Below are 21,441 nucleotides of genomic sequence, written 5' to 3' on the forward strand. Positions count from 1 at the left end.
GGGAGCCAACATGACACAGCTCGATACTCAGACCCTCTACATCGACGGCCGCCGTGTGGACGCCACCTCCGGCGAGACTTTCCCGGTCGTGAATCCCTTCGACGGCAGCCGCCTGGCCGATATCCAGCAGGCCAGCGAAGCAGACGTCGACGCCGCCGTCGATGCCGCCCGCCGTGGCCAGCGGACCTGGGCCGCCATGACCGGCGTGGAGCGCGGCCGTATCCTGAATCGTGCCGTGGCGCTCTTGAGGGAGCGCAATGACGAGATCGCCGAACTGGAAACGCGCAACACCGGCAAGCCGATCAGCGAGACCGCCGAGGTGGACATCGTCACCGGCGCCGACGTCCTCGAGTACTACGCCGGTCTGGCCGGCGCCATCGAGGGCAGCCAGATTCCGCTTCGCGACTCCTCCTTCGTCTATACTCGTCGCGAGCCGCTGGGTGTGATCGGTGCCATCGGCGCCTGGAACTACCCCATCCAGATCGCCTGCTGGAAGTCCGCCCCGGCACTGGCAGCCGGCAACGCCGTGGTCTTCAAGCCCAGCGAGGTCACCCCGCTGACCGCCATGGTGCTCGCCGAGATCTTCACCGAGGCCGGCATGCCCGATGGCGTCTTCAACGTCATTCATGGCGATGCTCGGGTCGGTCAGTTGATCACCGGCCATGCTGGTATCGATAAGGTCTCCTTCACCGGCGAGGTCGGCACCGGCAAAAAGGTGATGTCGGCCTCAGCCGCCTCCACCCTCAAGGACGTGACCATGGAACTGGGCGGCAAGTCGCCGTTGATCGTCTTCGACGACGCCGACCTGGACCGCGCCGCCGACGCTGCCATGATGGCCAACTTCTATTCCAGCGGGCAGATCTGCACCAACGGCACCCGAGTCTTCGTCGACCGCCGCGTCAAGGAGGCCTTCGAAGCGAAGATCGCCGAGCGTGTAGCACGCATCAAGCCCGGCGATCCGCTGGATCCGTCGGTCAACTTCGGCCCGCTGGTCAGCTTCGAACACCAGGAAAAGGTGCTCTCCTACATCGCGCTGGGCAAGCAGGAAGGTGCCCGCGTGCTGGCCGGCGGCGAAGCCTGGGACCAGGGTGATTACAGCACCGGCGCCTGGGCCGCGCCCACGGTGTTCACCGACTGCGACGACAGCATGCGTATCGTCCGCGAGGAGATCTTCGGCCCGGTGATGTCGATCCTGGCCTTCGACGACGAAGAGGAAGTGATCCGTCGCGCCAACGACACCACCTACGGCCTGGCCGCCGGTGTCTTCACCGAGGGGCTCAATCGCGCCCACCGCGTGATTCATCGCCTCGAGGCCGGTATCTGCTGGGTCAACACCTGGGGCGAGTCCCCCGCCGAAATGCCGGTGGGCGGCTACAAGCAGTCCGGCGTGGGCCGTGAGAACGGCCTCGAGACCCTGGCCCACTACACGCAGACCAAGTCGGTTCAGGTCGAGATGGGGCCCTTCGAGTCGGTGTTCTGATCGCTACTTGGCGCTATTCGCGAGATGAGCGCCGGAGATAAGGCGACGCGAGGGGCATCCGCCATGCATGTCGGATGCCCCCAGGAATGGGGTGACAGCACCCTCGCGCAGGCTTTTCGCCGGTAAAGCCCATCTTCCACCGAGCTCTTTTTGTCATTGCCCAGGGAGGCTCCATGTCCCAGATCCGTGAATTCGACTACGTCATCATCGGTGCCGGCTCCGCCGGCAATGTCCTGGCCACTCGACTGACCGAGGACCCGGACGTCAAGGTCCTGCTGCTCGAGGCCGGCGGCCCCGACTATCGCTTCGACTTCCGTACCCAGATGCCGGCGGCGCTGGCCTACCCGCTGCAGGGCAAGCGTTACAATTGGGCCTTCGAGACCGATCCCGAGCCGTACATGAACGGTCGACGCATGGAGTGCGGTCGCGGCAAGGGCCTCGGCGGCTCCTCGCTGATCAACGGCATGTGCTACATCCGCGGCAACGCCCTAGACTACGACAACTGGGCCAAGCGCGACGGCCTGGAGGACTGGACCTACGCCGACTGCCTGCCCTACTTCCGCAAGGCCGAGACGCGCGACATCGGCCCCAACGACTATCACGGCGGCGATGGCCCGGTCAGCGTCACCACGCCGAAGGAAGGGAACAACCCGCTCTATCACGCCTTCATCGAGGCTGGCCAGCAGGCCGGCTATCCGGCGACGGAAGACGTCAACGGCTACCAGCAGGAAGGCTTCGGCCCGATGGATCGGTTCGTCACGCCGAACGGTCGCCGTGCCTCCACGGCACGCGGCTATCTCGACCAGGCCAAGTCGCGCTCGAACCTGACCATCGAGACCCACGCCACCACCGACATCATCACCTTCGAGGGCAAGCGCGCCACGGGAGTTCGTTACGCGCGCAAGGGGCAGCCCCAGGAAGTGCGTGCACGCCGCGAAGTGCTGCTGTGCGCCGGCGCCATCGCCTCGCCGCAGATCCTTCAACGCTCCGGCGTGGGACCGCAGGACGTGCTCGATGAATTCGGCATCGAGCCGGTCCAGGTCAACGAGAACGTCGGTGCCCACCTGCAGGATCACCTGGAGATGTACATCCAGTACGAATGCACTCAGCCGATCTCGCTGTACCCGGCCCTGAAATGGTGGAACCAGCCAAAGATCGGTGCCGAGTGGCTCTTCATGGGTAGCGGCGTGGGTGCCAGCAACCAGTTCGAGGCGGCCGGCTTCATCCGTACCCGCGACGAGGAAGAATGGCCCAACCTGCAGTACCACTTCCTGCCCATCGCCATCAGCTATAACGGCAAGAGCGCGGTCCAGGCCCATGGCTTCCAGGCCCACGTCGGTTCGATGCGCTCCGAGAGCGAAGGACGGGTACGCCTGACGTCCCGCGATCCCGCGGCGGCGCCCAGCATCCTGTTCAACTACATGTCCACCGACAAGGACTGGCAGGAGTTCCGTGACGCCATTCGCCTGACCCGAGAGATCATCGCGCAACCAGCCTTCGATGCCTATCGTGGCCGCGAGATCTCCCCTGGCCCGAACGTGCAGTCCGACGACGAGCTCGACGCCTTCGTCCGCGAGCACGCCGAGACTGCCTACCACCCCTGTGGCAGTTGCCGCATGGGCGAAGGCGATGACGCTGTGGTCGACGGCGCCGGACGTGTCCACGGGCTCGAGGGCCTGAGGGTGGTCGATGCGTCGCTGTTCCCGGTGATTCCCACCGGCAACCTCAACGCCCCGACGATCATGCTGGCCGAGAAGATGGCCGACAAGATCCGGGGACACGAACCGCTGCCGAGGAGCGAGGCCCCCTATTATGTCGCCAATGGCGCCCCGGCTCGTCAGACGCCCATGCGCCGACTCGACTGAGTCCGTCCCGCTCCGTGCCATGACGCCCCGCCTGCCCCGCAGCGCGGGGCGCTTCTTTGTGGCGTCGACGCACGCCAGCAAGGAGTATCGGATCGCCTCGCAGAACGTCGCGAACGTATCGGTGGATCAGCCCTCACGAGAATGCTGGGACAACATTCAATCCGCTGGCCGCTTGCAGCGAACTGAGCTATTCTGCAAGAATTCAAACAGATGTTCGAATCCTTGCCAATGATAACGAACCGGAGACTCTCATGCTGACCCTGATCCTGCTCGTGCTGGCCATAATCGGCCTGCTCATCGTGATGCGCCGCGAGGCCGGGGCCTTGCCGGCACTGGCGGTCACCGGCGTCACCGGCCTGATCGGTGTACTGGCCGGCGCACCGGTGATCGGCGTATTGCTGCTGATCGCCACCGCCGGTATCGCCGCCTGCGGCCTGCCGGGGCTGCGACGCGCCTGGCTGACGCCGCGGCTGTTCGCGATGTTCAAGAAGGTCGCCCCCAAGGTCTCGGATACTGAACGCACCGCGCTGGAAGCCGGCAGCGTGGCCTGGGACGGCCAGCTTTTCTCCGGTCGCCCTGACTGGCAACGCTTGCTGGCCTTCCGCGACGATGGCCTGACCGATGAGGAACGCGCCTTCGTCGATCACCAGTGCAGCGTCGCCGCCGGCATGTGCAATGCCTGGGACATCGCCCGCGAGCGTGCCGACCTGCCCCAGGAGCTCTGGGACTACCTCAAGCGCGAGCGCTTCTTCGGCATGATCATCCCCAAGGAGTACGGCGGCCTGGGCTTCTCCGCCAAGGCGCAGTCGACAGTCCTGCAGAAGCTGGCGATCAACGAGACCCTGATGGTCACCGTGGGCGTGCCCAACTCCCTCGGCCCGGGCGAGCTGCTGCTCAAGTACGGCACTCAGGAGCAGAAGGATCACTACCTGCCGCGCCTGGCCGACGGCCGCGAGATCCCCTGCTTCGGGCTGACCGGGCCGCGCGCGGGCAGCGATGCCACCTCGCTGCCGGACACCGGCATCGTGGTCAAGCGCAGCATCGACGGCGAGGAAGTGCTCGGCCTGGAGCTGACCTTCGAGAAACGCTGGATCACCCTGGCCCCCATCGCCAGTGTGGTCGGCCTGGCCTTCCGCCTGTTCGACCCCGATCACCTGCTCGGCGATGACGAGGATCGCGGCATCACCCTGGCGTTGATTCCCCGCGACACCGAAGGCATGCAGATCGGCCGTCGCCACCACCCCATCGGCAGCCCCTTCCTCAATGGCCCGATCAAGGGCGACAAGGTCTTCGTGCCGCTCTCGACCATCATCGGCGGTGAGGAAATGATCGGCCAGGGCTGGCGCATGCTGGTCGAGTGCCTGTCCGTCGGCCGCTGCATCACCCTGCCCTCCGGCGCCACCGGCACCGCCCGTTACGCCATCGGCTGGAGCGGCGGCTTTGCCCGTATTCGCCGCCAGTTCAACGTACCGGTGGCCGAGATGGAAGGCGTCCAGGAACCCCTGGCTCGCATGAGCGCACTAGCCTACATCGCCCAGGCGGCCGTCTATCAGACCGCCAATACCATCGACCACGGCGAGAAGCCGGCCGTGCCCTCGGCGATTCTCAAGAGCCAGTTGACCGAGTTCCAGCGCGTCATCCTCGCCGATGCCATGGATATCCATGGCGGCAAGGCCGTGACGCTCGGGCCGCGCAACTATCTCGGCATCGGCTACAGCGCCAACCCGGTGGCCATCACCGTCGAGGGCGCCAACATCATGACGCGCAACCTGATGATCTTCGGCCAGGGCGCAATCCGCTGCCATCCCTACGTCCTCGAGGAACTGGCCGCCAAGGATGCCGACGATCCCAAGGCCTTCGACCAGGCCTTCTTCAACCACGCCGGCCTGATCCTCGGCAACGCCGCCCGCGCCCTGACCCAGGGGCTGGGCATCGGCAAGCCCAGCGTTCCCTTCGACGATGTCGCCGCGCCCTACGCCCGCGACATCGCACGCCTGTCCGCCGGCTTCGGCCTCGCCGCCGACGCCGCCATGGCCAGCCTCGGCTCGAAGCTCAAGCAGCGCGAGATGCTTTCCGCCCGGCTCGGCGACGTGCTCTCCAACCTCTATCTGGCCAGCATGCTGCTCAAGCAATGGCACGAAGGCGACCGCGTCGAGGGCGAGGACACCCTGCTGCACTATGCCGCCCGTCTGCTGCTGGGACGCGCCGAGCAGGCCTTCGTCGAGCTGTTCGAGAACCTGCCCAACCGCGCCCTCGGCCGCACACTGCGCCTGATCATCATGCCGCTCGGCCGGCGCTGGTCACGCCCGCAGGATGACCTGTCGCGAGCCATCGCCCAGTCCGTCTCCCGCGACAGCGCCCTGCGCCACAAGCTCATCAGCAATACCTGGGACACCGACGACGGCCCTCAGGACAATCCCCTGGCACGCTACAATGCCCTGCTGGCCACGCAGGAACGTGCCGAGGCCCTGTATCGCACGGTCGGCAAGGCACACGCCAAGGGCGAGATCCCGGCCGAGGCCCTGCATCCCGAACAGCAGGTGGAAGCCGCTCTCGCCGCCGGGCTGATCAGCGACGAGGACGCTACCTTCATGCGCCAGCGCGAGGCCGAGGTGCTGGACATGCTGACCGTGGATGACTTCGACTACGACGCCTTCGTCATCGACAAGTCCAAGGTGCTGCGTCACCACCCCGCCTGATCCACGCTTCTCACCGTCACTCGATGCCCCGGCCCTGCGCCGGGGCTTTTGCGATATTGGGCGCTACACGGGCCAGACCAGTAATACCATCGGCACGGTCACGACCATCACGACCAGCGACAGCGGCAGCCCCAGCCACCAGTAATCGCCGAAACGATAGCCGCCGGGTCCCATCACCAGGGTGTTGGATTGATGTCCGATAGGGGTCAGGAAGGCACAGGAGGCACTGACCGCCACCACCATCAGAAAGGGATCCAGGGAGGCATCGAATCCCTTGGCCAGGCTCGCCGCGATGGGCGCCATCAGCAAGGCCGCGGCGGCGTTGTTGACCACATTGGACAACAGGGTGCTCAACAGGAAGAGTCCCGCCAGGGTCACCACGACCGGCCACTCGCTGCCCAGCGCCAGCATCCCCTCGGCGATCAAGGCAGCACCGCCACTGGTTTCCAGCGTCTGGCCCACCGGAATCATCGCCCCCAGCAAGACGATCACCGGACCGTCGATGGCCTGATATCCGTCGCGCAGCGGCAGCACGCCCACCAGCAGTGACACCAGCGCCGCCCCGGCCAGCGCCACCGAGGCTGGCAGCAGGTCCAGCACCATGGCCAGGATGGCGGTAGCGAAGATGGCCACCGACACTAGCAGCAGGCGCGGCTGACCAAGGCTCAAATCGCGCTTGGCCAGCGGCAGGCAGCCCAGGGTCGTCAGGCTGTCGGTAAGTTCATTCTCGCCTCCTTGCAGCAACAGCACGTCACCGGCCCGGAAGCGGATGTCCCGCAGCCGCTGATTGAGCCGGCCACCGTCACGGGCCACCGCCACCAGATGCAGGCCATACTGGTTGTGCAGGCGCAACTGGGCCACGGTACGGTTGATCATCATGGAGTCGTTTCTGACCACCGCCTCCACCAGATGCAGTCCCTCGGGATCGAAGGCCTCGCCTTCCTCGCGCTCTTCTTCCGACGCCGGCTCGTCGCCGGGTTCCGGCCCCATCTCCAGGCCCGCCTTGTCCTCGAGCAGCTTCATTTCCTCGGGGCCAGCCTCCACCAGCAGGATATCGCCCTCGCGCAACACGCCGTGAAACCTGTGCCCGGCGTGACGACGTTCGTCGCGAACCACCGCCAGTACCGGGATGTCCTCGTCGACGGCCTGGCGCAGATCAAGCAGGGTCCAGCCTTCCGCCTTGGCCTTTTCCGGCACGCGCAGCTCCACCAGGTAATGGGCGGTATCGAACATCGCCTCGGTGGACGCACTACCGGCACGCTTGGGCACCAGGCGCCAGCCCAGCAGCACGATGAAGGCGAGCCCGACCAGGGCGACCGTCGCCCCGACGGGAAAGAACGAGAACATGCCGAAGTTGTCGGCCCCAAGGGAGCCGCGATAACTGGAAATGATGATGTTGGGCGGCGTGCCGATCAGGGTGGTCAGGCCACCCAGCAGTGAACCGAAGGCCAGCGGCATCAGCAACAGTGACGGCGGAGTGCCGTGCTCCCGGGCCATGCGAATCGCGACCGGCAGCATCAACGCCAGGGCCCCGACATTGTTCATCACCCCGGAAAGCACCAGCACTGCACCAACCAGCACCAGTAGCTGCAGCAACAGGCGGTCACCGACCTTGAGCGCCTGCTCGGCGATCAGGTCGACCAGGCCGGAGCGTTCGAATCCACGACTGAGGACCAGCACCGCCGCCACCGTGATCACCGCCGGATGACCAAAGCCGAGAAATGCCTCCTCCGCCGGCACCAGGCCCAGCAGTACCGCCGCCAGCAATGCGGCCAGGGCAACCAGGTCATAGCGAAATCGCCCCCAGATGAAGGCGGCCAGCGTCAAACCAAGAAGCGCAAAGACCAGGGTGCTATCATCCATGGCGTTCAGTCATCCATGACAAAGGAGATACCGCCAGCATAGCCGCATCGAACGCTTGAGGGACACTGTCGATGCAACCCGGCCGCCCGCCAACCGCTCAGTGCCTCAATGAAGGAACGGCATGCCACGGGGCGTCACGAGCCAGGCGGCTCGGCAAACGGCAGCGGGCCATCGCCGCGGCGCACCTCGAAGACGTTGAGCGTCATGGCCACCAGGGCGTAGTAGCCGAACACGCCCACCAGCTCGACCATCGCCGGCTCGCCGAAGACCGCCACGGCCTCGGCGTAGAGCGCCTCGTCGACGCGGCGGCTGGTATAGAGCGACTCACCCAGGCGCACCACCAACGCCTCGTCGTCGCGTTCGAAGGTCGGCTCGCGACCTTCGCGCAGGGCCTCGATCACCGCCTCGGCGACGCCGGCCTCACGGGCAATGGGTTCATGGATCTGCCACTCCGCCTGGGACTGCCACCAGGCAGCGGTGAACAGGATCGCCAGCTCGGTCAGCCGCAACTCCAGGCGCGTGCCGTAGCGGCAGAAGGCCCCCAGGCGCTGGGCGTGATCGGCCAGCTCCGGGCTGTGGATCCAGGCCAGAAAGGGGCCGTCCAGATTGCCGCGTGGGCCGCTGAGAATGGTGTCCAGCACACGGCGCTGCTCGGGGGCCATGTGCGCCTCGTTCAGCGGCGAGAGACGGGATTCGATCGACATCGGTCAGGCTCCTTCAATGAGGGTCGACAACGCGCTTCAGGGTCGCATCGAGCTTGTCGACGATTTCATCCAGATGGAATTCCTCGAGAATGAACGGCGGTGCCAGCAGGATATGGTCACCTCGTTGGCCATCGAGGGTGCCGCCCATCGGATAGCACATCAGCCCCTCGTCCATGGCCGTGCGCTTGATGGCGGCATGCAGCTTGCGGGCCGGATCGAACGGCGTCTTGTCGCCGCGATCGGCCACCAGCTCGAGGCCGCGGAACAGCCCGCGCCCGCGAATATCGCCGACATGGGGATGATCGCCGAAACGCGCCTCGAGTCGCTGCTGCAGCCCGTCACCCAACCAGCGCACGCGGGCCATCAAATCGCGCGATTCGATGGCGCGTTGCACCGCCAACGCCGCGGCACAGGCAGTGGCGTGGCCAATGTAGGTATGGCCATGCTGAAAGAAGCCCGAGCCCTCGGCGATGGCCTCGCGGATGCGTTCGCTCACCAGGGTCGCGCCGATCGGCTGGTAACCGGCTCCCAATCCCTTGGCAATGGTTGTCAGGTCCGGTGCCACGCCCTCCTGTTCGGCGGCGAAGAGGCTGCCGGTACGCCCCATGCCGCACATCACCTCGTCGAGGATCAGCAGGATGCCGTGGCGATCGCAGATCTCGCGTACCCGCTTGAAGTAGCCCGGTACTGCCGGCACCGCGCCAAGCGTCGCGCCTACCACGGGCTCGGCCACGAAGGCCATCACCGTCTCCGGCCCCAGGCGCTGGATCTCGTCTTCGAGCTCCGCGGCCAGGCGCTCGCCATAGGCCTCCGGCGTCTCACCCGCGGCCTGGCCACGATAGGCATAACACGGGCTGACATGGCCGACCTCCACCAGCAGCGGCTCGAACGGACGCCGCCGCCAGGCGTTGCCGCCGGTGGCCAGCGCGCCCAGGGTGTTGCCGTGATAACTCTGCCGCCGCGCGATCAGGTGCCTGCGCTCGGGCTCGCCACGCTCTAGGAAATACTGGCGCGCCATTTTCAGCGCCGCCTCCACCGCCTCGGAGCCCCCCGAAACGAAATAGACCGATGACAACCCTTCCGGTGCCCGCTCGACCAGGAAATCGGCCAGCGCCTCCATCGGCTCGCTGGTGAAAAAGGAGGTATGCGCATAGGCGAGTCGACCGACCTGCTCGCGAACCGCCTCGATCACCTCGCCGTCGCGGTGGCCCAGGCATGAGACGGCGGCGCCACCGCAGGCATCCAGGTAACGACGCCCCTCGGCGTCGATCAGATAAGGGCCCTCGCCACCCACGGCGGTGGGATAGCGCTGTTTCAGATGACGATGAAAGACGTGACTCATGCTGCCCTCCCGGGCTCTATAAGCAATAATATTTCCTATACTGTCAATAAGGAAATATATCTGCAAATATGACCCCTGCCTCACTGACGCCACCTTCCCCGGACGCTACAATGCTCGTCCGTTCGCCAACCGCTCAGGACACCCCGGAATTCACCATGACGCCATCCGCCTCACCCCGCCCCGAAACGCTCGGAGACCTCGAGCGCCTGCTCGCCGATATCGAGGACGGCGAGGGTTCGGTACGCCTGGGCAAGCGCTCGCGCCATGTGCTGACCGCGCTGGTCACCGCTCCCCAGCAGGCCGCGGTGTCCTCGATCAGCGAGCTGGCCGAACGCCTGAGCGTCAGCCCCTCCACGCTATCTCGCCTGGCCCAGCGCCTGGGGTTCGATGGCTTCGCCGGCCTGCAGGGCGTCTTTCGTCGCAACGTCACCGAAGGCAAGAGCTTCTACAGCGATCAGGTCTCCCGCCTGCTGGACGGTGATGGCAACGACGGCAGTCATGCCCGGTTGTCCCGCCTGGGACGCCAGGAGAGCGCCAATATCGGCGATATGGTGGCGGAAATCGATGAAGTGAGCTTCGTGGAGGCCGCCGGGCTGCTGGCCGAGGCGCGTCGCGTGAGGGTGCACGGCATGCGCCAGTTCGCCTCGCTGGCATCGTTCATGGCCTATGGCCTGGGCATGCTGCGTCCGGACGTGGCACCGCTCGATGCCGCGCGACATGGCGTCGCGGATGCCTTGGCCCAGCTCGGTGAGGGCGATGTGCTGGTGGTGGCAAGCTGCTTTCCCTATACCCCCAGTGTGCTGACGACCGCCGAGGTGGCGGCCCGCCAGGGTATCCGGGTCATTGCCCTGACGGACTCCACGGCCTCTCCGCTCGCCAAGGTTGCGCGATACAGTTTCCCGGTGCCCAACCACAGTCTGTTCTTCAGCAATAGCATGTGCGCCTTCATGCTGCTGGTGGAAGGACTGTTGAGCGAGGCGGCGAACCAACTCGGCGAGACCGGCCTCACCGCACTGAAGCGGCGCGAGCGCTTGATCGGCGAACTCGACGCCTCGCTGTGACATTCCCCGTGCCCAGGCGGCTCGGAGCAGGGCAACAGGGCGTCAGGGCATCAGGGCATCAGGGCATCAGGGCATCAGGGCACCAGGATAGTGGAGCCGGTCGTCAGGCGTCCGGCCAGCGCCTCCTGGGCCTTGCCCGCCTCGGCGAGCGGAAAGCGCTGGGCGATGTCGATCTTCACCTGGCCGCTCTCCAGCATCGCGAACAGATCAGCGCACATGCTCTCCAGGCGCTCGCGCGTATCGGCATAGCCATTGAGGCTCGGCCGCGTTACGTAGAGCGCTCCCTTCTGGTTGAGAATACCAATGTTGACGCCCTCGACCGGCCCCGAGGCGTTGCCGAAGCTGACCATCAGGCCGCGCTTTTTCAGGCAGTCCAGCGAGGTCTCCCAGGTATCCTTGCCGACCGAGTCGTAGACCACGTCGCACATCGCCCCGTCGGTCAGTTCGCGCACCCGCTCGACGACATCCTCGCGGGTATAGTCGATGGTCGCCCAGGCCCCATTTTCCCGGGCCAGCGCTGCCTTCTCGGGAGAGCTGACCGTGCCGATCAGCTTCACGCCGAGTGCCCGGGCCCACTGACAGGCAATCGAGCCCACCCCACCGGCAGCCGCATGAAAGAGAATGGTCTCGCCGCCCTCGAGCCGATAGGTCTGACGCAGCAGATACTGTACGGTCAGCCCCTTGAGCATCGACGCAGCCGCCGTCTCGCCATCGACCCCGTCAGGCAGTGCCACGACCTTATCGGCCGGTACGACGTGCTGCTCGGCATAGGCGCCCAGGGGGCCCTGGGCATAGGCGACCCGGTCTCCCACTGCCAGGTGCTCGACGCCATCGCCCACCGCCTCGACGACACCTGCTCCCTCGGTGCCCAGTCCGGAGGGCAAGGAAGGCACGGGATAGAGACCGGTTCTAAAATAGATATCGATGAAGTTCAGGCCGACGGCCTGATGTCGAATCCGCACCTCACCGGCTTGCGGCTCGACCAGCGGAGCATCGACGAACTCGAGCACTTCCGGGCCACCAGTGCGGGAAAACTCGATACGCTTGACCATGGGGGCATTCCTTAATTCGCTAATGAACTGGAGAACCAGTCAAGCGTTATGCTGGCAGCGGGTCAAGTCGAGCATTGGGGCATCACCGCCGAAGTCGCTTGACAGATCCAAATGGCTACAAAAGAATGAGTGTTGTGTATACAGAAATACAATCTCATTGACGACACACTCAACAGGAGCGTCATCATGAAAATCACCTGGATGTTGACCGCCGTCGGCCTCGCGGCCGCCCTGACCAGCGCCCCGACCTTTGCCGCCGACGACGAGGCCTGCAAGCTGACCGTCGAAAGCAACGATCAGATGCAGTTCGACACCGACTCGCTGAGCGTACCCGCCAGCTGCGAGACCGTCACGCTGACGCTGGAACACACCGGCTCGATGGATGCCAACGTGATGGGCCACAACTGGGTACTCTCCGCCACCGAGGATGCCCAGGCCTTGTCCCAGGAAGGCATGAAGGCCGGTCTGGAAAGCGACTACCTGCCGACCGACGATGACCGCGTCATCGCCGCTACCGAGATCATCGGCGGTGGCGAAAGCACCAGCATCGAGTTCTCCACCGAGGACCTGGCAGGCCGAGACCTGACCTTCTTCTGCTCCTTCCCCGGCCACTTCGCTTCCATGCAGGGGACCTTCACGGTCACCGAGGAGTAAATCACTCCCCTTGCAACGACGCCTGGCACGCCGGGCGTCGTCTTCGGCACGGCCATCACAGAGCACGGCCATCACAGAGATAGCGGAAACGACTCCAACCCGCGAATAAAGCGGCGCTTGTAGTCCTCGAAGGCCTCACGGTCGCGCTTGAAGGATTGCGCCACGGCGTTTTCATCCACTGTCAGCGTGCGCGGCAGGTCATCGAGTCCCGAAGCGGGATGCTTGGGCCCAAGCCCGATACGCACGCCGCTCTTGCCGTCGAACCAGCGCTTGATACCGGCAGCCTCGAAGCGTTGCTGTTGTGCCTCGTTCATGGCATCCACCCGCAAGGGCGCGCGCAAGGCCAGTTCGGCCACCAGGCGTCCAGCCGGATCGGCCACCTTGCTGTCGGTCAGCGAGGCCAGTTGCATGACATTCATGCCCTCACCCGCCTCGTCCAGCGCCAGCAGCGCCAATGCGACCGGCTGCGCATCGTCATCGACCAGTGCCAGCACGCGGGCCGCTTCCTGCTTGACCAGCACCCCCAGCACACCGGCGAAGGTTGCCAGCGGCGCGATACCGGCCTGGTGACCGTAGACCTCGGCACACAACCGTGCCAGGCACGCCTCGCGCTGGTCCTCGTTCTTGACATGCACCACTCTCATCGATTCTTCCTCGTCCATCACACGCCTCGATATGAGCCGCGCAGCCTATCATATTCCCCCACCGGGCTCTCTCTCCCCGCACAACATCGATAGTGATATCTGCCCGAGGCTGATCCGTCGACAGATGCAACCGAGATAACCCGGCATAGCGGTTCTTCCTTCTTATCTTTTCCTCCTTCGCCCCCGCAGCATGGCGGTCCCCGAGGGCATGATCTAGCTTTCATGGAGTTGTCATCGTCATGACCTAATGTGCCGGGGCCTGACTGCCCAGGCCGTCGCATGGCTCGGGCTTTCCGATGCAAGACCCGACAAGAGACAAGGAGACACCGATGTCGCGTATCCACGCTGGAGCACTGACCCTGGGGCTGGCCGCCGCCGGCCTGTCGCTTTCCGCCCAAGGCGCTACCGAGATCGCCTGGTGGCATGCCATGGGAGGCGAACTGGGCAACAAGGTCGATGAGATCGCCGCGAACTTCAACGAAACCCAGGACGACTATGTCGTCAAGCCATCGTTTCGCGGCAACTACTCCGAAACCATGACCAGCGCCATCGCGGCCTTCCGTGCCAATGAAGCACCGGCCATCGTGCAGATCTACGAGGTCGGCACCGCCACCATGATGAATGCCGAGGGGGCCATCGTGCCGGTGCACGAACTGATGGCCGACTCGGGCCTCGACTTCGACCCGGATGCCTTCCTGCCTGCCGTGACCGGCTACTACACCAACGGCGACGGCCAGATGCTGTCCATGCCCTTCAACTCCTCGACGCCGGTGGTCTACGTCAATCGCGACATCCTCGCCGAGGCCGGCGTGGATGAGGTCCCGGCCACCTGGGAAGGGCTCGGCGAGGCTCTCGGCCAGATCGTCGACTCCGGCGCCGCCGAATGCGGCATGACCACCACTTGGCCTTCCTGGATCCAGCTCGAGAACTTCTCCGCCCGCCACGACCTGCCCTTCGCCACCGAAGAGAACGGTTTCGGTGGCCTCGATGCACGCCTGACCATCAACGACACCGCCGTCGTCGACCACATCCAGCGCCTGACCGACTGGCAGCAGGACGGCCGCTTCGACTACGGCGGGCGCTTCGACGAGGCTGCACCGGCCTTCTACACCGGTCGATGCGCCATGCTGATGGCCTCCTCCGCTTCGCTGGCAGGCGTGCGCGCCAACGCCGAGGACTTCGAGTTCTCCGTGGCACCGTTGCCCTATTCGAGCGAGCTGATCGACACGCCGCAGAACAGCATCATCGGCGGCGCCTCGCTGTGGGTTCTGGCAGGGCAGAGCGATGAGGTCTACCAGGGTGTCGCCGAATTCTTCGACTACCTCTCCTCCGCCGAGGTCCAGGCCGACTGGCACCAGTTCTCCGGCTACCTGCCGATCACCGAGGCCGCCTACGAACTCGGCCAGGAACAAGGCTTCTACGAAGACAATCCCGGCAGTGCCGTGGCCATCGAGCAGATGACCGGCGTCACGCCAACGGCCAACTCCAAGGGGCTGCGTCTGGGCAACATGCCTCAGATCCGTGACGTGATCGAGGAACAACTGGAGAAGATCTTCAATGGTGACATCGGCGTCCAGGAAGGCATGGACGAGGCCGTGAGCCGCAGCAACGAGCTGCTGGAACGCTTCCAGCAAGCCAACGACTGAGCCATCGGCACGCCTGCACCGGAACGCCTCGTGGCGTTCCGGCCTCTCCTGAACAGCTATGACGGATCACCATGGCGACTTTTCAACGTCACCGCCTCACGCCCTGGCTGCTGCTGGCCCCTCAGTTGGTCATCGTCGCGGTCTTTTTCTTCTGGCCGGCCGCCCAAGCCGTCCTCCAGGCCTTCTATGTCGAGGACCCCTTCGGTCTCGGCCGCACCTTCGTCGCCTTCGAGAACTTCGCCCGCGTGCTGGCCTCGGCAGAGTATTATCGGGCGCTCGGTATCACCGTTGCCTTCAGCATCGGCGTGGCGCTCGGCGCCATGGCGCTGGCACTGCTGCTGGCGGTGCTCGCCGACCGTGTGATCAAGGGCGCCCACGGCTACAAGACACTGTTGATCTGGCCCTATGCCGTGGCACCGGCAGTGGCCGGCGTGTTGTGGATGTTCATGCTCGACCCCGAGCTCGGCCTGATCAGTGCCTGGCTCGGTGCACTCGGCATCGACTGGAACCATCAGCTCAATGGCGGCCAGGCCATGGCGCTGGTGGTGATGGCCTCGATCTGGAAGCAGATGAGCTACAACTTCGTGTTCTTCCTGGCCGGGTTGCAGGCCATTCCGAGGAGCTTGCTGGAGGCCGCGGCCATCGATAACGCGGGTCCCTGGCGACGCTTCTGGACCATCACCTTTCCCCTGCTGTCGCCGACCAGCTTCTTTCTGCTGGTGATGAACAGCGTCTACGCCTTCTTCGAGACCTTCGGCACCATCGACGCCACGACCGCCGGCGGCCCTGGCGGCGCCACGCGAACGCTGGTCTACAAGGTCTACGAGGATGGCTTCATCGGCTACGACCTGGGCTCCAGCGCGGCGCAGTCGGTGCTGCTGATGCTGCTGGTGGGGCTGCTGACCCTGCTGCAGTTCCGCTATCTCGAACGCAAGGTACAGTACTGACCCCGGAGAACGACCACGATGCGCTACCGCCGCCCCGGCCTCGACATCGCCAGTCACGCCCTGCTGATCCTGGCCCTGCTCGCCTTCTGCCTGCCGGTCTGGCTGGCCATCACCGCCGCCACCCACGACCAGGCCTCGCTGTACACCGGCACCGCACCGCTGTGGTTCGGCGAGCAGGGACTCGGCAACTTCCACGCCGTGCTCAGCGAACCGGTGGCCCGCCTCGGCACCGACGTGGCCAGGCTGCTGTTCAACTCCACGGTCATGGCGCTGGGCATCGCCTGCGGCAAGATCTTCATCGCCATCCTCGCCGCCTATGCCATCGTCTTCTTCCGCTTTCCGCTGCGTCGGCTGTGCTTCTGGCTGATCTTCATCACCCTGATGCTGCCGGTGGAGGTGCGCATCATGCCCACCTACAAGATTGCGGCCGACCTCAACCTGCTGAACTCCTATGCCGGGCTGATCCTGCCGCTGATCGCCAGCGCCACCGCCACCTTCCTCTTCCGCCAGTTCTACCTCACCGTACCGCCGGAGCTGCTCGAGGCGGCTCGGGTCGACGGCGCCGGCCCCTGGCGCTTTCTCAAGGACATCCTGCTGCCGCTGTCGAAGACCAACATCGCCGCCCTGTTCGTGATCATGTTCCTCTATGGCTGGAACCAGTATCTCTGGCCGCTGCTGATCACCACCGAGTCGGATTACATGACGATCGTGGTCAGCCTCAAGCGCCTGCTTTCCTCGGCCGACAACCTGGTGCCCTGGCAAGCCGTCATGGCCACCGCCCTGCTGGCCATGCTGCCGCCGGTCGCGGTGATCGTGCTGATGCAGCGCTACTTCGTGAAGGGACTGGTCGACGCCGAGAAATGACCGAATCACTGCATGGACAAGATACCGCTATGGCAACCCTGAGTTTGAACGCCCTGCGCAAGACCTACCCCAATGGTTTCACCGCCCTGCACGGCATCGATCTGTCGATCGACGACGGTGAGCTTATCGTGGTGGTCGGTCCCTCGGGCTGCGGCAAGTCTACCCTGCTGCGCATGCTCGCCGGCCTGGAATCGATCAGCGACGGGGAACTCGCCATCGATGGCCGGCGCGTCAACGATCTGGAGCCGGCCGAACGCGACATCGCCATGGTGTTCCAGAACTATGCCCTCTACCCCCACATGAGCGTGGCCGACAACATGGGCTATGCCCTGAAGAACCGCGGCGTGCCCAAGGCCGAACGCCGCCGCAAGGTCGAGGAGACCGCACGGCTGATCGGCCTCGAGGACCTGCTCGAACGCCGTCCTCGCCAGCTCTCCGGCGGCCAGCGCCAGCGCGTGGCCATGGGGCGGGCCATCGTGCGCGAACCCAAGGTCTTTCTGTTCGACGAGCCGCTCTCCAACCTCGATGCCAAGCTGCGCGTGCAGATGCGCATCGAGATCCGTCGCCTGCAGAAACGCCTCGGCGTCACCGCCGTCTACGTCACCCACGACCAGGTCGAAGCCATGACACTGGCCGACCGCCTGGTGGTGATGAACGGCGGACACATCGAGCAGGTCGGCACGCCGATGCATCTCTACGAGTGTCCCGCCAGCCACTTCGTGGCGGGTTTCATCGGCTCTCCCGCGATGAACTTCCTGGATGCCCGCCAGACGCATGGCACCCTCACGCTACCCTGTGACACCCGCATCGCCGCCCCATCGGCGCGCGATGCCATCGACACGCCGGTGTGCCTGGGCATTCGCCCGGAGCACCTGTTGCCGGTTGACGAGCCCGATGACACCACCCTGACCACCCGGGTCGAGCTGGTTGAGCCGCTTGGCGCCGACACCCTCGCGCACGTTCGCCTCGAGGGGCAGGACGAGCCCCTGGTGGCTCGACTCGATGGTGTCCACGCCGTGGCCGAAGGCGATACGCTGTATCTGCGCCCCGACGCCGACCGCCTGCACCTCTTCGATCACGAGACCGGCCGACGCCTCGACGACAAGGACATCCACTCATGCCCCAGCAGCCCCTCGTCCCACCTCGCCTGATCGCTCATCGCGGCCTTTCCGCCCGGGCGCCGGAAAACACCCTGGCCGCCGTTCGAGCCGCCCACGAAGCCGGCTGCCGCTGGGTCGAGCTGGACGTGCAACTGCTCGGCGACGGCACCCCGGTGATCTGGCATGACCGGGATATCAGTCGCTGCAGCAACGGACGCGGCCGACTGGCCGACCTGGACATCGACCAGGCCAGACGACTCGATGCCGGTAGCTGGTTCGATGCCGCCTTCGCTGGCGAATCCATGGCCACCCTGGAACAGATGTTGACCTTGATCGACGAACTGGCGCTGGGCCTCAACCTGGAACTCAAGGTCAACCGCGGTCGTGACCCCAAGGCCCTGGTCGAGCGCGTCCTGCCGACCCTGCTCGACGCCCTGCCCGCCGAGCGCTTGATCGTCTCCTCCTTCGACGCCACTGCCCTGACGCAGGCGCGACGCCAGGCACCGGCCGAGCGTCTCCCCCTAGGCGCGCTGTTCGAACGGATCCCCCGCGACTGGGCCGCCCGCTGCGAGGCCATCGACGCCTACAGCGTGCACGCCGACTGGCGTCGTCTGCGCGCCTCCCGTGCCCATGAGATCGTCCAGGCCGGCCATGCGCTGCTGTGCTACACGGCCAACGACCCGGCGGCCTTCGCTACACGCTGGGAGTGGGGGGTCCACGGCGTGATCAGCGACGACCCCACGCACTTTCGCTGAGCAGCATCTCGATGGTCCCCGAAGCGAGATTCGCCTCCAGCGTGTCGGCCAACCGGTCGAGCTGGCGCTCGCGATGGGCGGCCAGGTCGACGGCGGCGCCCTCGCCCGTCAGTCCCAGCATCGCCAGCAGCGCGGCGGCCGCCGGCGCCTCGTCGAACAGCCCGTGCACATAGGTGCCGAGCACCTGGCCGTCCGCGCTGACCGCGCCATCCGGCCGGCCCTCGAGGTCGAGCAACGGTCGATCCAGCGCCGGACCTTCGCTGACGCCATTGTGGATTTCGTAGCCGCTCACCATCACGTCGTCATCGGCGAGGGTTCCCCGAACGGTGCGCAACTGCTTGCCGGCCACCATACGGGTGCGCATCGGCAGCAGCCCCAGCCCCGGCGTCGTGCCGGCCTCACCCTCGACGCCCTGCGAATCCTCGATCTCTTCACCGAGCATCTGGAAGCCTCCGCAGATGCCCAGCACCCGGCCGCCATAGCGCAGATGGTGACGTATCTGCGCCTCCCAGCCCTCGCGGCGCAGCCAGGCCAGGTCGCTTGCGGTGCTCTTGCTGCCGGGCAACAGGATGACGTCGGCCGGCGGAATGGCCCGCCCCGGCCCCACCAGCGTCAACTCGACTCGCGGATGCAGGCGCAGCGCGTCCAGGTCGGTATGATTGCTGATCCGCGGCAACGCCGGCACCACCACCCTGAGCCCCGGCGCCTCGGCGGCGCTCTCGGTGAGTCCCAGACCATCCTCGGCGTCCAGCAGCAACCCATTCAGATGAGGCAACACGCCGAATACCGGCTTGCCGGTGTGGCCGGTGAGCCAATCGAGCCCCGGCTCGAGCAGCGCGAGATCGCCGCGAAAACGATTGATGACAAAGCCCCGGGTCCGGGCCCGTTCGCTGTCGCTGAGCAACTCGAGCGTACCCACCAGTTGGGCAAAGACCCCGCCGCGGTCGATGTCGGCGACCAGCCACACCGGGCAGTCCACCGCCTCGGCAAACCCCATGTTGGCGATGTCGTTCTGGCGCAGGTTGATCTCGGCGGGGCTACCGGCGCCCTCCGCAATCACCAGGTCGTGGCAGCTCGTCAGTCGCTCCCAAGCCGAGAGCACCGTCTCGCGTGCCTGTCGCTTGAAGGCGTGGTAATCCAGCGCGTCCATATGACCGTGGACCCAGCCATCGAGAATAACCTGGGCACCGCGATCGGTTTCGGGCTTGAGCAGCACCGGATTCATGTCGGTATGAGGCGCCAGACCCGACGCCAGCGCCTGCAAGGCCGTGGAGCGACCGATCTCGCCGCCCTCCGGCGTCACGGCGCTGTTGAGTGCCATGTTCTGGGGCTTGAAGGGCGCCACCGACACGCCGCGCCGGGCCAGCAGCCGACACAGCCCTGCCACCACCGTGCTCTTGCCGGCATCCGAAGTGGTGCCCTGGATCATCAGCGTGCTCATCGCGAGCGCTCCCGCACCGCCAGTGCGTCGAACAGCGACGGTGCGCCCAGCACCTCGCCCCAGCCGTTGCCGTGCACTCGCTCGACCAGTGGCAGACGCTGGCGCCAGCCGACCCGGGCCAGCTCAGGGCTGTCGAGGAAGTCGTCGACGTAGCCCAGGCACAGGTAGGCGAGCGGATAGACGTTCTCCGGCAGGCCCAGCACCTCGGCCAGTTCCTGCTGGTCGAGGATGCTGACCCAGCCCACGCCAATGCCCTCGGCGCGGGCCGCCAGCCACAGGTTCTGGACCGCCAGGCAGGTGCTGAACAGGTCCGTCTCGACGATGCTCTGGCGACCCAGCACGTGCTCGCCGCCGCGGCTGCGGTCGCAGGTGATGCACAGGTTGAGCGGACTCTCGAGGATGCCCTCCAGCTTGAGACGGCGATACAGCTCGCCGCGCTCGCCGGTGTGGGCCTCGGCCGCCCTGGCGTTCTCGCGCTCGAAGATGGCGTGCACGCGCTCGCGCACCGCGCGGCTGTCGATCACCAGGAAGTCCCAGGGCTGCATGAAGCCCACCGAAGGCGCATGGTGAGCGGCCTGGAGCAAGCGTGCCAGCACCTCGGGCGGAATCGGGTCCGGGCGAAACTGGGCACGCACATCGCGGCGCTCGAAGATGGCGCGGTAGACGCCCTCGCGCTGCGCCTCGGGGAAGGCATGATCGGACTTCATAGCTCGACGCCTTTCTGGGCCTTTATCCCTTGGTCTTTAAAAGCGTGCTTGACCACCTTCATCTCGGTCACGGTGTCGGCCAGCTCGACCAGCGCCTCGGGGGCGTGGCGACCGGTGACCACTGCATGCTGCATGGGCGGACGGGTCTGGAGGTCGTCGAGTACCCGATCGAGCTCCAGATAGCCGTGCCGAAGGGCAATGTTGAGCTCATCGAACAGCACCAGCGCGTAGTCCGGGTCGGCGAGCATGCGGCTGGCCTCGGCCCAGGCCGCCTCGGCGGCGCGCACGTCACGCTCGCGATCCTGAGTATCCCAAGTGTAGCCCTCGCCCATGACGTGGTAGTCCACACCCGGCAGGTTGCGAAAGAAGGCCTCTTCGCCGGTCTGGAACTTGCCCTTGATGAACTGCACCACGCCGACCCTCATGCCGTGGCCCAGGGCCCGGGCGAGCATGCCGAAGCCAGAACTGCTCTTGCCCTTGCCGGGGCCGGTCAGCACCAGCAGCACACCCTGTTCCTTGTCGGCGGCGGCAATGCGCTCGTTCATGATCTTCTGCTTGTGGGCCATGCGCGCCGCATGGCGCTCGGGGTCGACGTGCTTCATTGGGATCTCCAACAG

At 65.8% G+C, this 21,441-nt stretch carries 18 protein-coding genes; 10 read left to right on the forward strand and 8 right to left on the reverse strand.

From position 1 onward, the window contains the following. Window positions 1-10: 10 nt before the first annotated feature. The 3 genes from betB to HSDC_RS14655 all read left to right on the forward strand — a co-directional run bounded on the left by betB (window position 11) and on the right by HSDC_RS14655 (window position 6,044). A complete protein-coding gene (gene betB / locus HSDC_RS14645; RefSeq protein WP_064700690.1) occupies window positions 11-1,480 on the forward strand; it encodes a betaine-aldehyde dehydrogenase in 1,470 nt (489 codons plus the stop codon). Window positions 1,481-1,653: 173 nt separating this feature from the next. Beyond that, window positions 1,654-3,345, forward strand: coding sequence for a choline dehydrogenase (betA, locus tag HSDC_RS14650; protein ID WP_064700691.1), 1,692 nt, complete (start codon window positions 1,654-1,656; stop codon window positions 3,343-3,345). A 251-nt stretch (window positions 3,346-3,596) separates the two neighbouring features. Beyond that, window positions 3,597-6,044, forward strand: a complete 2,448-nt coding sequence (locus tag HSDC_RS14655) for an acyl-CoA dehydrogenase (protein ID WP_064700692.1) — start codon at window positions 3,597-3,599, stop codon at window positions 6,042-6,044. A 63-nt stretch (window positions 6,045-6,107) separates the two neighbouring features. Here the strand turns inward: HSDC_RS14655 and HSDC_RS14660 are convergent, their stop codons facing one another. The 3 genes from HSDC_RS14660 to HSDC_RS14670 all read right to left on the reverse strand — a co-directional run bounded on the left by HSDC_RS14660 (window position 6,108) and on the right by HSDC_RS14670 (window position 9,953). Next, window positions 6,108-7,907, reverse strand: coding sequence for an SLC13 family permease (locus tag HSDC_RS14660; RefSeq protein ID WP_064700693.1), 1,800 nt, complete (start codon window positions 7,905-7,907; stop codon window positions 6,108-6,110). Window positions 7,908-8,041: 134 nt separating this feature from the next. Beyond that, complete coding sequence (locus tag HSDC_RS14665; RefSeq protein WP_064700694.1) at window positions 8,042-8,611, reverse strand: carboxymuconolactone decarboxylase family protein; 570 nt, start codon at window positions 8,609-8,611, stop codon at window positions 8,042-8,044. A gap of 13 nt (window positions 8,612-8,624) precedes the next feature. Beyond that, complete coding sequence (locus HSDC_RS14670) at window positions 8,625-9,953, reverse strand: aspartate aminotransferase family protein (protein WP_064700695.1); 1,329 nt, start codon at window positions 9,951-9,953, stop codon at window positions 8,625-8,627. A gap of 155 nt (window positions 9,954-10,108) precedes the next feature. Between HSDC_RS14670 and HSDC_RS14675 the strand changes: the two genes are divergently transcribed. Further along, window positions 10,109-11,014 (forward strand): MurR/RpiR family transcriptional regulator, encoded by a 906-nt coding sequence (locus HSDC_RS14675; RefSeq protein WP_064700777.1) that lies wholly within the window; start codon window positions 10,109-10,111, stop codon window positions 11,012-11,014. A gap of 74 nt (window positions 11,015-11,088) precedes the next feature. Here the strand turns inward: HSDC_RS14675 and HSDC_RS14680 are convergent, their stop codons facing one another. Continuing rightward, on the reverse strand, window positions 11,089-12,066 hold the full coding sequence (locus tag HSDC_RS14680; protein WP_064700696.1) for an NADPH:quinone reductase: 978 nt from the start codon (window positions 12,064-12,066) through the stop codon (window positions 11,089-11,091). A 186-nt stretch (window positions 12,067-12,252) separates the two neighbouring features. Here HSDC_RS14680 and azu point away from each other — a divergent pair, with 186 nt between their 5' ends. Further along, window positions 12,253-12,720 carry an azurin gene (azu, locus tag HSDC_RS14685; RefSeq protein ID WP_137055336.1) on the forward strand — a complete coding sequence of 156 codons (468 nt, stop codon included), beginning with the start codon at window positions 12,253-12,255 and terminating at the stop codon, window positions 12,718-12,720. A 71-nt stretch (window positions 12,721-12,791) separates the two neighbouring features. Here azu and HSDC_RS14690 read toward each other — a convergent pair whose 3' ends face one another. Next, entirely contained in the window at window positions 12,792-13,364 is a 573-nt protein-coding gene (locus tag HSDC_RS14690; protein WP_064700779.1) for a hypothetical protein, read from the reverse strand. Between the two features lie 329 nt (window positions 13,365-13,693). Here HSDC_RS14690 and ugpB point away from each other — a divergent pair, with 329 nt between their 5' ends. The 5 genes from ugpB to HSDC_RS14715 all read left to right on the forward strand — a co-directional run bounded on the left by ugpB (window position 13,694) and on the right by HSDC_RS14715 (window position 18,676). Next, a complete protein-coding gene (gene ugpB / locus HSDC_RS14695; RefSeq protein WP_064700697.1) occupies window positions 13,694-15,010 on the forward strand; it encodes a sn-glycerol-3-phosphate ABC transporter substrate-binding protein UgpB in 1,317 nt (438 codons plus the stop codon). A gap of 71 nt (window positions 15,011-15,081) precedes the next feature. Next, the gene (gene ugpA / locus HSDC_RS14700; protein ID WP_064700698.1) at window positions 15,082-15,957 is read left to right on the forward strand and encodes a sn-glycerol-3-phosphate ABC transporter permease UgpA; all 876 of its coding nucleotides are present in this window, start codon (window positions 15,082-15,084) and stop codon (window positions 15,955-15,957) included. Between the two features lie 18 nt (window positions 15,958-15,975). Continuing rightward, window positions 15,976-16,821, forward strand: a complete 846-nt coding sequence (gene ugpE / locus HSDC_RS14705; RefSeq protein ID WP_064700699.1) for a sn-glycerol-3-phosphate ABC transporter permease UgpE — start codon at window positions 15,976-15,978, stop codon at window positions 16,819-16,821. A 29-nt stretch (window positions 16,822-16,850) separates the two neighbouring features. Further along, a complete protein-coding gene (locus HSDC_RS14710) occupies window positions 16,851-17,972 on the forward strand; it encodes a sn-glycerol-3-phosphate import ATP-binding protein UgpC (RefSeq protein ID WP_064700700.1) in 1,122 nt (373 codons plus the stop codon). Then, on the forward strand, window positions 17,939-18,676 hold the full coding sequence (locus HSDC_RS14715) for a glycerophosphoryl diester phosphodiesterase (RefSeq protein ID WP_064700701.1): 738 nt from the start codon (window positions 17,939-17,941) through the stop codon (window positions 18,674-18,676). Before HSDC_RS14710 ends, HSDC_RS14715 begins: the two co-directional genes overlap by 34 nt. Here the strand turns inward: HSDC_RS14715 and HSDC_RS14720 are convergent. Genes HSDC_RS14720 through cobO form a run of 3 tightly spaced genes read right to left on the reverse strand, consistent with a single transcriptional unit; the run spans window position 18,648 to window position 21,426 of the window. Beyond that, window positions 18,648-20,117: a cobyric acid synthase gene (locus tag HSDC_RS14720; RefSeq protein ID WP_064700702.1), complete on the reverse strand. Its 1,470-nt coding sequence runs from the start codon at window positions 20,115-20,117 to the stop codon at window positions 18,648-18,650. The two genes, HSDC_RS14715 and HSDC_RS14720, sit on opposite strands and share 29 nt — an antisense overlap. Continuing rightward, a complete protein-coding gene (gene bluB, locus HSDC_RS14725) occupies window positions 20,114-20,824 on the reverse strand; it encodes a 5,6-dimethylbenzimidazole synthase (RefSeq protein WP_064700703.1) in 711 nt (236 codons plus the stop codon). Before bluB ends, HSDC_RS14720 begins: the two co-directional genes overlap by 4 nt. Then, a complete protein-coding gene (gene cobO, locus HSDC_RS14730; protein ID WP_064700704.1) occupies window positions 20,821-21,426 on the reverse strand; it encodes a cob(I)yrinic acid a,c-diamide adenosyltransferase in 606 nt (201 codons plus the stop codon). The genes bluB and cobO overlap by 4 nt, the downstream gene beginning before the upstream one ends. Window positions 21,427-21,441: the final 15 nt, after the last annotated feature.

The sequence above is a fragment of the Halomonas caseinilytica genome, assembly GCF_001662285.1.
Classification (GTDB): domain Bacteria; phylum Pseudomonadota; class Gammaproteobacteria; order Pseudomonadales; family Halomonadaceae; genus Halomonas; species Halomonas caseinilytica.